The organism is Bradyrhizobium sp. CCGB01, from assembly GCF_024199795.1.
In the GTDB taxonomy this organism is placed as follows: Bacteria; Pseudomonadota; Alphaproteobacteria; order Rhizobiales; family Xanthobacteraceae; genus Bradyrhizobium.
The window spans coordinates 4776435-4788367 of sequence record NZ_JANADK010000001.1 but is presented as its reverse complement, the minus strand read 5'-3'; the positions used below and the strand labels follow the sequence as shown (position 1 = coordinate 4788367).

The following is an 11933-nucleotide window of genomic DNA, read 5'->3' as shown; positions in this document are numbered from 1 at the left end:
CCATCGCGTTCTGGACGGCGGGGTCAGTTCCGAGGGGGCGTTTTGGGATCCTTTGACGTGACGAAGCGAGACCGTCGTGACGGCTAAGGCGCAACGACGGCGCGTATTCTGGCAGATCCTGCTGCTCTCGGCGGGCCTTCTGGTGTTGACCGTGATCAGCGCCGGTTCCGTCTACCTCGTCAACGAGGCGCGCAAAGACAGCAAAAGTGTGCTCCACACCATCGAGGTGGAGAACCAGATCAACTCCCTCCTGCTCGAAGTCCGGCGCGCCGAGAGCAGCGCCCGCGGCTTTCTCCTGACGCGGGGGCCGGATTTGCAGTCGGACTACGAGAAGGCCGTCGCAGCGATTGTTCCGGCGCTCGACAAGCTGACGCGCCAGATCAGCGACAATCCCGCGCAACGCGACAACATTGAGAAGTTGAGCTCGGCGATCGAGACCCGGCTCGACCAGTTCTCGCGTGAGATGAATTTCGTGAAGCAGGGGCAGGTCGACAATGCCACGGCGCTGATCCGCGAGGCCGCCGCCGGCAACATCACGACCACGATCAGCAACCTGGCCAACGCGATGATCCGCGAAGAGGAACGCCTGTTCCGGATCCGCACCGCCAACTCCGACCAGAGCCAGACGCTGGCCGCATCAATGACCGGCATCGGCTCCGGCCTTGTCGTGCTGCTGGCCCTGATCTCGATCTGGCTGGTGCGGCGCTCGGCGCAGGCGCGCGACGAGGCCGAGGGGCGCCTGCGCGACGCCTACGCCAACCTCGAGTCCGTCGTCGACGAACGCACGGCAGACCTGCGCGAAGCCAACAACGAGATCCAGCGCTTTGCCTATATCGTCAGCCACGATCTGCGCTCGCCGCTCGTCAACATCATGGGCTTCACCAGCGAACTCGAGGAGCTTGGCGGCGACATTTTCCGCCGTATCGGCGGCCTTACCCATGTCCCGGCCGACGGGCCGCCGCCGGCGACCGGTGAGATCGCGCTCGAAGGTCCGGACAAGCAGCTTTCAGCGGATTTTGCCGAAGCGCTCGGCTTCATCAAATCGTCGATCGGCAAGATGGACCGCCTGATCTCGGCGATCCTCAACCTCACCCGCGAGGGCCGGCGCGAATTCGTGCCCGTGAAGATCGACACAAGGGAGCTGATCGAAGCCATTGTGTCGACGCTGGCGCATCAGGCCGCCGAGGCGCAGGCCGAGATCCATGTCGCGCCCCTGCCGGACCTCGTCAGCGACCGCCTGGCGCTGGAGCAGATCTTCTCCAATCTGATCGACAACGCCATCAAATATCTCAAGCCCGGCGTTCCCGGCGAGATCAGAATCCGCGGGCGCACCAAGCTCGGCTACGCTATCTTCGAGATCAGCGACAACGGGCGCGGGATCGATCCGAAAGATCACCAGCGGATATTCGACCTGTTTCGCCGGGCGGGAACCCAGGACAAGCCCGGCCAGGGCATCGGTCTTGCGCATGTGCGTGCACTTGTGCGTCGCCTCGGCGGCACCATGTCGGTATCATCGGAATTGAATACGGGCAGCACCTTCACCATCACGCTGCCCATCACCTGGAACGCAAGCAACCGGAACGCCGACCAATGACTCAACCCGTCACCATCATCATGATCGAGGACGACGAGGGACACGCCCGGCTGATCGAGCGCAACATCCGCCGATCCGGCGTCAACAACGAGATCGTCTCCTTCGCCAACGGCACGGACGCGGTGAAGCACCTGTTCGGCGCCGACGGCAGCGGGCTCGTGCAGAAGGGCAATGCGCTCCTGATCCTGCTCGATCTCAACCTCCCCGACATGACCGGGATCGACATCCTGAAGCAGATCAAGGAGAACAAATATCTGAAGGCTTCGCCCGTGGTGGTGCTGACCACCACCGACGACTCCCAGGAAATCAAGCGCTGCTACGAGCTCGGCTGCAACGTCTACATCACCAAGCCCGTGAACTACGAGAATTTCGCCAATGCCATCCGGCAGCTCGGCCTGTTCTTCTCGGTCATCCAGGTCCCGCCCGCCGCCTCATGAACCAGCACACGCCGACACTTCTCTACATCGATGACGACGCGGCGCTGGCACGCCTGGTCGAGCGCGGCCTGACGCGGCGCGGCTACAAGGTCATTCATGCCGCCAGCGGCGAGGAAGGCCTGGAGCGGATCCGCCGCGCGCAGACGGAGGGCTGCATCGACGTCGTGGCGCTCGACCAGTACATGCCCGGCCTCGACGGGCTGGAGACGCTCGAGCAGATCATGGCGATACCGGGGGCGCCGCCCGTGGTGTTCGTCACGGCGTCGCAGGATTCCAGCATCGCGGTGACGGCGCTGAAGGCGGGCGCGGCCGATTATCTCGTCAAGGACGTCAAGGGCGAATTCATCCCGCTGCTCCACGTCGCCGCCGACGGCGCGCTGCGCCAGGCCGAATTGCAGAAGGCACGCGAGGAAGCCGAAGCCGAGATCCACGCCTCGCGCGACCGCTATGCCGCGCTCGCCGCCGAGCGCGAGCTGCTGCTGCGCGAGGTCAATCACCGCGTCGGCAACTCGCTCCAGATCATCGCCTCGCTGCTGCATCTTCAGGCGAACTCCGCAGGCCAGGAAGAGGTCAAGGCGGCGCTGACCAATGCGATGGGCCGCGTTGCCGCGGTCGCGCAGGTGCACCGCCGCCTCTACACCTCGCAGGACCTGAAGAGCGTGGTGCTGAACCAGTACCTGGACTCGCTGCTCGAGGACCTCCGCCGCTCGGCCGAAGGCAACCGGATGTCGCGCCTGACGGTGAAGGCGGAAGCCATCGAGATCGATCCGGACCGCGCCGTCGCCGTCGGCATCATCGTCAACGAGCTGGTGATGAACGCGGTGAAATACGCCTATCCCGACGGCGCCGGCCCGATCCATGTCGAGCTGACCTCGCAAGGCGAGGACCTGCTGCTGTCGATCACCGACGACGGCGTCGGCGACAAGGTCAAGGCCGATCCGCGCTCGACCGGCATGGGCCAGCGCATCGTCGCGGCGATGGCCACCAAGCTCGATGCCACCGTCGAGCGCGACCCCGCCCACGCCGGAACTCGCGTCATGCTGAGGTTCCGCCGCGTCCCTGCGGTCCCCGGCGCAAGCAACAGCGCCGCCGCGAGCTGACCGCGGTCCCCATCGCAACCGCACCACGATCCTGCTATTATTGCGCCATGACTTCGCGCGACTCCGCCTCGTCTGAGATCACACCGGCCGTGCTGTTGCGCGCCTATGCCTGCGGCATCTTTCCGATGGCCGAGAGCGCCGACGATCCGACCCTGTTCTGGGTCGAGCCGGAATTGCGCGGCGTCATCCCGCTCCAGGGATTTCGCGTGGCTTCACGGCTCGCGCGCACCGTGCGTTCGGATATATTTCGCGTCTCCGTCAACACCGCGTTCAAGGCAACGATCGCGGGCTGCGCCGCCCCGCAGGTCGGGCGCGAGGACACCTGGATCAACAAGCGGATCCGCGATCTCTATGGCGGCCTCTACGAGCTCGGCCATTGCCACAGCGTCGAGGCCTGGCAGGGCGACGACCTCGTCGGCGGGCTTTACGGCGTGAGCCTGGGACGCGCCTTCTTCGGCGAGAGCATGTTTCATACCGCGCGCGATGCCTCGAAGGTCGCACTGGTGCACCTGGTCGCGCGGCTGATCCATGGCGGGTTCGAACTGCTCGACACGCAATATGTCACCGAGCATTTGAAGAGCTTCGGCGCGGTCGAGATTTCGCGTCGGCGCTACACCGCCCTGCTCGACAACGCCCTCGCCGGCGACCCCGGCGACTTTCTGAGGCTGTCGGAAGGCGACGCGATCCCCGGCGCACGCGCGCTCGAGATCATCGCCTCAAAGCAATAGTCAGAGAAATTACCGGCCGAACCCTGGGGATTTGGTCTAGCGCCCAAACCCCGGGGATTTGGTCTAGCGCCCAAACCCCGGGATGCCGAAGAGGCCCGGCTGCTGCTGAGGCGGCGGCGGTGGCGGAGCCGGCTGTTGCTGCTGCTGGATCGGCGGCAAGGGCTGCGGCGGACGCTGCTGCACGGCCTGCTTGGGCGCGGCCTTCCTCTGCGCGGGCGGCGGCGGCGCAGCCGGCTTGCTCGCGGGATCAGGCGCTGCGGTCGCAATGGTCTGCTGCGGCTCTTTGCAGTCGGTGAGCCAGATATCGTAGATCGGGTGCTCGACGCCGTGCAGGCCGGGGCTCGCGGCATACATCCAGCCCGAGAAGATGCGTTTCACCTCGCCCTGCAAGGTGATCTCGTCGACCTCGACGAAGGCGTCGGTATTGGTGGCTTCCGTCGCCGGCCGCGTATAGCAGGCGTCGGTTTTGACGCGCAGCGCGCCGAACTGAACGGTCTCGCCGATATCCTCGTCGAAATTGATGATGCGCCCCGTGATCTTGTCGAGGCCGGAGAAGGTCGCCTTCTTGTTGACGATCTTCTGGGCCGGCGGCTCGGTCACGACCTCGTCGCCCGGCTGCAGGCTCGCCGGCGTCTGCGGCACGGCACCGCCCGGCCCGCCCTTCTGCTGCGGCTGGCGCTGACCGGGCGCACCCGGCTGATTGGGCGGTACGGCCGCGACGGGCGGCGGCTGGTTCGGCGGAGCCGCGGCGGAACCCGGCGGCGGCGCCAGCGGCTGGGTCTCGACCGGCCCCGGCATCACATTACCTTGCCGGCCCGGAGGCGGCGGCATCGGGCGTGAGGGCAGCACGCGGCCCTGCGGCGGCAGCGCGGGGACTTCCTCGTCGTCGTCATCGGGGATCGGCGGCTGCGGCTGGCCACGCGGAATCGCACCCGGCGGCCGCGGCGGCGGATCGGAGAAGATCGTGCCGATCTGCGCCTGCGCGGGCGTCGCAACCGTCAGCGCGGTGGCGGCCAGCAGCGCCGCAAGGCCTGTCAGGGTAAAGGTTTTAAACATCTCGCGCGGCTTCAACAGCGAATCGGGCTCGTTGGACATTCTACAGGGGATACCGCCGCTCGCAGGCCACCCGGTTAACACGGCGAATACGGCGGGGGAAGGGCGGCATCCCTGCCCTGCCCGCCGCCGGCTGGCCAGACCCGCCCCCGGATGGGATAGTCGGAACGCTCCTCCCCGGGGCCGAGGCGGGCATCGCCCGGATAGCCGACGTCCAACCACAAGCAGAAACCGCAGAGGTCGCCCCCCATGCCCGTTGTGCTCGATCCCGATGCCGCCGCCGTCTACAAGGCTTTCCAGGAGGCCGGCCGGCCCGCCTACGAGACGCTGACCGCTCCCGAGGCGCGCGCCTATTACGCCCAGGCGCGCTTCGCCACCAACCCCGAGCCGCCGGAACTGGCCCGCGTCGCTCCGCTGTCGATCCCGGCGCCGCACGGCGCAATCCCCGCCCGCATTTACGTCCCGAAGGAGGCGCGGCAACAGGATGGCTTGTCGCCGGCGCTGGTGTTCTTCCATGGCGGCGGCTGGGTGATCGGAGATCTCGAGTCCCATGACGTCGTCTGCCGCCAGCTTGCCGACGCAGGCGCGCTGATCGTGATCTCGGTCGACTACCGCCTCGCGCCAGAGCACAAGTTTCCCGCCGCCACCGATGATGCGATCGCCGCGACCAGATGGATTGCCGCGAACGCCCGCGAGCTTGGCATCGACGCCTCGCGTCTGTCGATCGGCGGCGACAGCGCCGGCGGCAATCTCGCGGCGGTGGTCGCGCTTGCCGCGCGCGACGGAAATGGCCCCGCGATCGCTGGCCAGGTGCTGATCTACCCGGCAACCGATTTCGCCGTGACGCACGGCTCGCACAGCGAGCCCGAGACCAGCGTGCTGCTGACGCATTCGGTGATCCGCTGGTTTCGCGACCATTATCTCGGCGGCGCCGACATCAACGACTGGCGTGCCTCGCCGGCGCGCGCGAAAAACCTTGCCGGCCTGCCGCCGGCCTATGTGCTCACCGCCGGCGCCGATCCCCTGCGCGACGAAGGCGACGAATATGCCGCGCGCCTGAAGCAGGCCGGCGTGCCCGTCGCGTACAAACACTATCCCGGCCAATTCCACGGCTTCTTCACGATGGGCAAACTGCTGAAGCAGGCCAATGTCGCCGTCAGCGAGATCGGCGCGTGGCTGAAGGGATTGGGTTAGTCCCGTAGCCCGGATGAGCGCAGCGACATCCGGGTCTGCTCCCACCTGTCGAAATATTTGTCCCGGATATCGCTTCGCTCATCCGGGCTACGACTGACGACTGAGATGCCATCCGTTCTTCAAGACCTCTTCGCCCTCCCCCTGCGCGCACTGACGTGGCTCGGCAGCCAGGGCACGCGCGCGGTGGCCGCCGTCGTGTTCATCGCAGCCGCGGTGCCGCCGCTCGGGGCGTTGTTGCGGCCCTACGTCACCGAGGCGATCTTCGTTCTGCTCTGCATCTCCTTCATGCGGGTCGATCTGGCTGCGCTTTACGGCCATTTGCGCCGGCCGGCGCTGGTCGCGACCGCAACCGCCTGGACCACGATCGGCGTGCCGCTGATCATCGGACTGATCGTCCATGCAACCGGGCTCACCGCGCGTTCGCCCGGCCTGTCCCTGGCCTTGATGCTCCAGAGCATGGCCTCGCCGATGATGGCCTCGCCGGCGCTGGCGGCGCTGATGGGCCTCGATGCCACGCTCGTGCTGGTCACGCTGGTGACCTCGACCGCGCTGGTGCCGTTCACGGCCTCGCTGTTCGCAAGCCTCTTCCTTGACGGCATGCTCAGCGTCACGCCAGCGACGCTCGGCCTGAAACTGCTCGGCATCCTCGCGGCATCGCTGCTGGCAGCAACCTTCATCCGATGGGTGTTCGGCGCGGCCGCGATCCAGCGCCACAAGCAGCCGATCGACGGCTTCAACATCATCATCCTCCTGATCTTCGCGGCCGCGATCATGGGCGATGTCGTCAGCGACCTCATCGCGCAGCCGGTGTTCACGATCGGCTTCGCGGCTCTGTCCTTCGCGATCTATTTCACGCTGCTCGCGGTCACCACGCTGCTGTTCCGCCGCATCGGCTATGAGCACGCGCTGGCGCTCGGGCTGATGGTGTCACAGCGCAATCTGGGCCTGATGCTGGCGGCGACCGCCGGCGCACTGCCGCCCGCCACTTGGCTCTATTTCGCGATGACGCAGTTTCCGATCCACCTTGCGCCGTACATGCTGACGCCGATCGCACGGCGCCTGACAGCGCGCGCGGATACGTCGAGCGCGGCGGCTGCAAACAGCATCACCTAAGGCATGGACTCATAAATCCGGAATGTCCGCTGTCGACGATAAAGCGGACGCGCGATCTCGCCCCTGCCTATGACTGCGCCCGATCGTAGGCCTGCAGGATCCGGACAAAATCAGCCATGCTGGATCGATCCAGGTTTTCCGGCATCGCCGCAACCTGAGTATCGGATGCCGGCTGGCTTCCCTGCCAGAACCGCATCAGGAGATCGGCGATGTTTCTCATGGCGTACTCTCTGCATCAACCGTGGCAGTAAGCATCCGCTGAGCGGTAAAGCGTCGCTGGATCGGGAGAAGCGCCGCCGGGCGCTACGCCGCCGGCCTTGTCCCGCAACTGCCGGCTCGCAGAGCCGGTTCCGCTGCTTTTCACGCTGGATATATCGGTAACACCAGCACCTGATCGGTGCCATCGCGCGCAGGTATGGCGTGGCCATACTTAGGTAGGCCTGGGTCAAGCGGACATTCGCCAACGCGAGCCTGGTTATCCCGCCCGCGCCGCACGCCGCAGCGCCTGCGGCGGCTGGCCGAAGGCGCGGATGAAGGCGCGCCGCATTCGCTCAGGATCGCCAAATCCGGTCGCCTCCGCGACGAGCTCGATCGCCTCGCGCGAGGACTGCACGCGCTCGCGTGCGACCTCGATCCGCAGACGCTCGATGGCCTTCGACGGCGTCGTGCCGGTCTCCGCGGCAAAGGCGCGGGCAAAATGCCGTGCGCTCATGCCGGCACGATCGGCGAGATCTTCGACCGTCAATCGCTCGTCGAGATTTTCGCGAGCCCAGGACAATAGCGTGCCGAACCGGCCGTTCGGCGTCTTCAATTCCAGCAGCGACGAGAATTGCGACTGGCCGCCGCTGCGGCGATGATACAGCACGAGCTGCCGCGCGGCTTGTTGCGCGATCTCCTCACCATGGTCCTCGGTCACCATCGCGAGCGCGAGATCGATGCCGGCGGTGATGCCCGCCGACGTCCACACATTGCCGTCATGCGTGAAGATCTGGTCCGGCTCGAACTTCACCTTGGGATAGCGCGCGACGAAATCCCGCGTCCGGCCCCAATGCGTGGTGGCGCGACGCCCGTCGAGCAGGCCCGCCTCGGCCAGCACATAGGCGCCCGAGCAGACGCTCGCGACCCGCACGCCTCGCTTCGCCAGCCGCTGCACGAAGGCGCGCGTGACCTCGCAACGCGCGGCATCCGTCACGCCCGCGCCGCCGGCAATGACCAGCGTCGTGATCGCATTCGCCGCCTTCAAATCGCGCGCGACCATCTCCACACCGGACGAGCTGCGTACAGGCCCCGCCTTCGCCGCCAGCACCTTGATTCCGGTCGTCGTCTTGCCCGCGCAGCGCGCAGCGACCTCAAACACCGAGATCGGGCCGGCCGCATCGAGCAACTGGAAATCCGGGAAGATCAGGATGCCGATCATGGTCATGTCCGAAAGTGAGGGAAATACGCCATTTTGGACGGAAGGGCATCATGAGAGGCTGCGTTCGTCAAGCTCATCTTTGGAGGACCTGCCCATGAACGATCTGCCCAAGTCGTCGCCGCTCCAGATCGGTCTTTTGGTGTTTCCGCGCGTCACCCAGCTCGACTTCACCGGCCCCTTGCAGGTTTTCGCCATGCTTCCCGGCGCAAAGCTGCATCTGATCTGGAAGCGGATCGAACCGGTGCCGAGCGACTCCGTGATGACGCTGACGCCCACCACGACCTTTGCGGACTGCCCGCAGCTCGACGTGATCTGCGTGCCCGGCGGCGGCGGCACCAACGATTTGCTCAACGACGAGGAGGTGCTGGATTTCCTGCGCAAGCAGGCCGAAGGCGCCAAATATGTCACCTCGGTCTGCACGGGGTCGCTGGCGCTCGGCGCTGCCGGTCTGTTGAAGGGCTATCGCGCCGCCACCCATTGGAGCGCGATGGAGATGCTCGGCCAGTTCGGCGCGACGCCGACCAAGACGCGCGTCTGCGTCGACCGCAATCGCATCACGGGCGGCGGCGTCACGGCCGGGATCGATTTCGCTCTGACGCTGGTGTCGATCATGGTCGATCGCACCACCGCGGAGGCGATCCAGCTCCAGATGGAATACAACCCCGCCCCGCCGTTCAACTCCGGCTCGCCCGACACCGCGCCCGCCGAGGTACTGGCTCTGCTCCGGGAGCGCGGCGCGCAAAACCAGGCGCGGCGGCTGGAAGCGGTGAAGCGGGCCGCCGAGCGGGTGATGTGACTTCGCGCTCGTGTCCCGGACGCAGCAATCCTTCAACGCTGCCCTCTGCTGACACGACGCTGTCAGCAGCCTGTCGCGACAATCCGGATCGCGGCTGACACCCACGGATGCTTGCCGGTCGCCTGCGCACGGGAGGACCTGACCAATGGCGCGATACCGGCTGCACTGCGTCGGAGCTTCGGGCAATTCGTTCAAGGTCGCGCTCTTCCTCAACTGCGCCGGCCTCGACTGGGAGCCGGTCGGCGTCGACTTCGCCGGCGGTGAAGTCCGCACCGCCGACTGGCGCGCGACGACCAACGTCATGGGCGAAGTCCCCGTCCTCGAGGTCGATGGCCGGCATATGAGCCAGTCGGGTGCGATCCTGATGTGGCTCACCGAGACCCACGGCGTGTTCGGCCCAACGCGCGAGGAGACATTCGAGGCGACGCGCTGGCTGCTGTTCGACAACCACAAATTCACGTCGAGCTTTGCGCAGCACCGGTTTCAGCGCTGCTTCATGCCGGAGCCCTGTCATCCCTCCGTGCTCGCCTACTTGCGAGCGCGGACCGAAAGCGCGTTCTCGATCGTCGACAGACACCTCTCCGACCGCCACTTCATGCTGGGCAGCCGGCCGACGATCGTCGATTTCTCGCTGTTGGGCTATTTGTACTATCCGACCGAGGAGACGGGTCTCGATCTTGCCACGGCTTTCCCGGCCATCGATTCCTGGCGCCAGCGTGTTGCCGAGCTACCGGGCTGGAAGCCGCCCTATGAGATGATGCCGGTCGGCAACTCACCGCCGCTCCATCTCCATCCCTGAGAAAGCGAGCCCAAAGCAGCGCAACAGATCAAAGAAAAAGGCCGCCCGGTTTCCCGAGCGGCCCTTCCTGTCTTACGGCGGCTGCACATTTCATCGGGCGATTTCGGACTTCCAGACCGGGGGCCTATCTCCCGATCGAGTCCTGGTCGGCGGCCGCTGCATCTCGGGGCAGTCGCGAACTGTTGCCCGAACCGAACGCGATGGTCTCCCATCTCCGTAAGATGGGACCATTGAGCCGCATCGCTCGCGTGGCTGCAACGCCCGCGCAGGCGCCATCCCCGCTGTTCCCGTTGTCCACAGCAAGGCCGGGCGAATGCCGGTGCATCCACCCCATGGCAAGGAATCGGACGAAGATCGGAAGCCTAGCCAGGCGTCCAGGGCTGATAGTCGCCGGTCGCCTTCGGCCGCCGGCCGCTCGCGAGCGTCGAGCCCGAGGGACGGTAGGCATTGGCCGTGCCGGTGAGATTCGGCTGGTGCGGCTTTTCCCACTCGCGCGGCTGGTAATTGGCTTCGGTCGGCGGGGTGTCGACGACGTGATGGATCCAGCCGTGCCAGGACGGCGGGATGCGGCTTGCTTCGGCGTAACCGTTATAAATGACCCAGCGCCGCTCGAATCCGAGCGTCGGATCGATCGCCCCGCCGCGGGTGCGATAATAGAGATTGCCCTGCTCGTCCTGGCCGACCAGCTCTCCGTACCGCTTGGTCCAGAGTTGGGTGCCAAAGGTCTGGCCACTCCACCAGGTGAAGAACTTGAGGAAGAACTGTTTCATGCGGCTAGGGCCCTGCTTCGTGAGGCCCTGATGCCATCCGGACGACGAAATGTCCAGTTCGGCGGGGGCGGCCGTGCCCCACGCAAATGTGGTGCCCTGGCGTCACCACTGCCGTAGATCGGACGCGATCCGTTCATGCCGGGTACAGCGGCCGCATGGAAATCTGCGCCCCAAGCGCACACCGGCGTGAACCCTGGAACCGCAGCCCTTTCGAGAGGTTTGCTTCCGGGAAAGGAGTTTGAACATGATCAGTCTGAAGGTTTTAGGCGCCGCGGCAGCCGTGGCATTGGTTCTTCCGCTCGCGACGCCCAGCTTCGCCCAGGGCCGTGGTGGCCACGGCGGTGGCGGCGGAGCTCATTTTGGCGGTGGTGGCGGCGCCCGCATGGGCGGCGGCAATTTTGGCGGCGCCCGGATCGGTGGCGGCGGCGGGGCTTTCGCGGGCGGCGCGGCCATGCGTCCCAGCGCAGCGGCCGGCGTAGCCATGCGCCCTGCCGCAGCGGCCGGCTTACCCATGCGCCCCAGCGCAGGAACCACATTTAGCGGTGGTGGCGGTCGCTTCGCAGCCGCCGGCGGCAACTGGCAAGGCGGCGGCGGCCGCTGGCACGGCGGCGGCTGGCATCGTCGTGGCGGCTTCTGGCCCGGCTTCGCGGCCGGCGCTGCAATCGGCGGCCTCGGTTCCTACGCCTACTACGGTGGCGGATATTACAACGACCCCTACTACTATGGCGATGACGGCTATTATGACGAGCCCTCGGTCGCGGTGGTGCCGGACGGCGGTGGTGACTCCTCGGCTTATTGCGCGCAGCGCTACCGGTCCTACGATCCGGCCTCGGGCACGTATCTTGGCTATGACGGCCAGCGTCATCCCTGCCCGTAAGCAGATCGACAACGCTTGAAGGAAGAGGCGTCGCATCGGTGCGGCGCCTCTTTCG

General features: G+C 66.3%; 13 protein-coding genes. 9 read left to right on the top strand and 4 right to left on the bottom strand.

What is annotated here, in order from left to right:
* Positions 1-76 precede the first annotated feature (76 nt).
* Genes NLM25_RS22010 through aat form a run of 4 tightly spaced genes read left to right on the top strand, consistent with a single transcriptional unit; the run spans position 77 to position 3859 of the window.
* A complete protein-coding gene (locus NLM25_RS22010; RefSeq protein ID WP_254138364.1) occupies positions 77-1594 on the top strand; it encodes a CHASE3 domain-containing protein in 1518 nt (505 codons plus the stop codon).
* Positions 1591-2031: a response regulator gene (locus NLM25_RS22005; RefSeq protein ID WP_254118977.1), complete on the top strand. Its 441-nt coding sequence runs from the start codon at positions 1591-1593 to the stop codon at positions 2029-2031. The genes NLM25_RS22010 and NLM25_RS22005 overlap by 4 nt, the downstream gene beginning before the upstream one ends.
* The gene (locus NLM25_RS22000) at positions 2028-3131 is read left to right on the top strand and encodes a sensor histidine kinase (protein WP_254138363.1); all 1104 of its coding nucleotides are present in this window, start codon (positions 2028-2030) and stop codon (positions 3129-3131) included. Before NLM25_RS22005 ends, NLM25_RS22000 begins: the two co-directional genes overlap by 4 nt.
* A gap of 47 nt (positions 3132-3178) precedes the next feature.
* On the top strand, positions 3179-3859 hold the full coding sequence (aat, locus tag NLM25_RS21995) for a leucyl/phenylalanyl-tRNA--protein transferase (RefSeq protein ID WP_254118974.1): 681 nt from the start codon (positions 3179-3181) through the stop codon (positions 3857-3859).
* Between the two features lie 63 nt (positions 3860-3922).
* Here the strand turns inward: aat and NLM25_RS21990 are convergent, their stop codons facing one another.
* A complete protein-coding gene (locus NLM25_RS21990) occupies positions 3923-4954 on the bottom strand; it encodes a DUF2155 domain-containing protein (RefSeq protein ID WP_254138362.1) in 1032 nt (343 codons plus the stop codon).
* Positions 4955-5161: 207 nt separating this feature from the next.
* Between NLM25_RS21990 and NLM25_RS21985 the strand changes: the two genes are divergently transcribed.
* Both NLM25_RS21985 and NLM25_RS21980 read left to right on the top strand, forming a co-directional pair.
* Positions 5162-6106, top strand: coding sequence for an alpha/beta hydrolase (locus tag NLM25_RS21985; RefSeq protein ID WP_254138361.1), 945 nt, complete (start codon positions 5162-5164; stop codon positions 6104-6106).
* Positions 6107-6211: 105 nt separating this feature from the next.
* Positions 6212-7219: a Na+-dependent transporter gene (locus NLM25_RS21980; protein ID WP_254138360.1), complete on the top strand. Its 1008-nt coding sequence runs from the start codon at positions 6212-6214 to the stop codon at positions 7217-7219.
* Between the two features lie 67 nt (positions 7220-7286).
* Here NLM25_RS21980 and NLM25_RS21975 read toward each other — a convergent pair whose 3' ends face one another.
* Entirely contained in the window at positions 7287-7439 is a 153-nt protein-coding gene (locus tag NLM25_RS21975; protein ID WP_254138359.1) for a hypothetical protein, read from the bottom strand.
* Positions 7440-7694: 255 nt separating this feature from the next.
* Positions 7695-8636 (bottom strand): GlxA family transcriptional regulator, encoded by a 942-nt coding sequence (locus NLM25_RS21970; RefSeq protein ID WP_254138358.1) that lies wholly within the window; start codon positions 8634-8636, stop codon positions 7695-7697.
* A gap of 94 nt (positions 8637-8730) precedes the next feature.
* Between NLM25_RS21970 and NLM25_RS21965 the strand changes: the two genes are divergently transcribed.
* Together NLM25_RS21965 and NLM25_RS21960 are read left to right on the top strand one after the other, a co-directional pair.
* Positions 8731-9432, top strand: coding sequence for a DJ-1/PfpI family protein (locus NLM25_RS21965; RefSeq protein WP_254118963.1), 702 nt, complete (start codon positions 8731-8733; stop codon positions 9430-9432).
* A 145-nt stretch (positions 9433-9577) separates the two neighbouring features.
* Complete coding sequence (locus tag NLM25_RS21960) at positions 9578-10231, top strand: glutathione S-transferase family protein (RefSeq protein WP_254138357.1); 654 nt, start codon at positions 9578-9580, stop codon at positions 10229-10231.
* A gap of 362 nt (positions 10232-10593) precedes the next feature.
* On the opposite strand, the gene NLM25_RS21955 is transcribed toward NLM25_RS21960, so the two are convergent.
* Positions 10594-11001 (bottom strand): NADH:ubiquinone oxidoreductase subunit NDUFA12, encoded by a 408-nt coding sequence (locus tag NLM25_RS21955; protein WP_254118959.1) that lies wholly within the window; start codon positions 10999-11001, stop codon positions 10594-10596.
* 244 nt (positions 11002-11245) lie between these two features.
* On the opposite strand from NLM25_RS21955, the gene NLM25_RS21950 reads away from it, so the two are divergent.
* On the top strand, positions 11246-11878 hold the full coding sequence (locus NLM25_RS21950) for a BA14K family protein (RefSeq protein ID WP_254138356.1): 633 nt from the start codon (positions 11246-11248) through the stop codon (positions 11876-11878).
* The last annotated feature ends 55 nt before the right edge of the window (positions 11879-11933 follow it).

What these genes read in the sequence shown, in the direction of transcription:
- NLM25_RS21965 (WP_254118963.1), top strand. Translation starts at nt 8,731, where the DNA reads ATGAACGATCTGCCCAAGTCGTCGCCGCTCCAGATCGGTCTTTTGGTG.
- NLM25_RS22005 (WP_254118977.1), top strand. Translation starts at nt 1,591, where the DNA reads ATGACTCAACCCGTCACCATCATCATGATCGAGGACGACGAGGGACAC.
- NLM25_RS21950 (WP_254138356.1), top strand. Translation starts at nt 11,246, where the DNA reads ATGATCAGTCTGAAGGTTTTAGGCGCCGCGGCAGCCGTGGCATTGGTT.
- NLM25_RS21960 (WP_254138357.1), top strand. Translation starts at nt 9,578, where the DNA reads ATGGCGCGATACCGGCTGCACTGCGTCGGAGCTTCGGGCAATTCGTTC.
- NLM25_RS21985 (WP_254138361.1), top strand. Translation starts at nt 5,162, where the DNA reads ATGCCCGTTGTGCTCGATCCCGATGCCGCCGCCGTCTACAAGGCTTTC.
- NLM25_RS21970 (WP_254138358.1), bottom strand. Translation starts at nt 8,636, where the DNA reads ATGATCGGCATCCTGATCTTCCCGGATTTCCAGTTGCTCGATGCGGCC.
- NLM25_RS21990 (WP_254138362.1), bottom strand. Translation starts at nt 4,954, where the DNA reads ATGTCCAACGAGCCCGATTCGCTGTTGAAGCCGCGCGAGATGTTTAAA.
- NLM25_RS21980 (WP_254138360.1), top strand. Translation starts at nt 6,212, where the DNA reads ATGCCATCCGTTCTTCAAGACCTCTTCGCCCTCCCCCTGCGCGCACTG.
- aat (WP_254118974.1), top strand. Translation starts at nt 3,179, where the DNA reads ATGACTTCGCGCGACTCCGCCTCGTCTGAGATCACACCGGCCGTGCTG.
- NLM25_RS21955 (WP_254118959.1), bottom strand. Translation starts at nt 11,001, where the DNA reads ATGAAACAGTTCTTCCTCAAGTTCTTCACCTGGTGGAGTGGCCAGACC.
- NLM25_RS22000 (WP_254138363.1), top strand. Translation starts at nt 2,028, where the DNA reads ATGAACCAGCACACGCCGACACTTCTCTACATCGATGACGACGCGGCG.
- NLM25_RS21975 (WP_254138359.1), bottom strand. Translation starts at nt 7,439, where the DNA reads ATGAGAAACATCGCCGATCTCCTGATGCGGTTCTGGCAGGGAAGCCAG.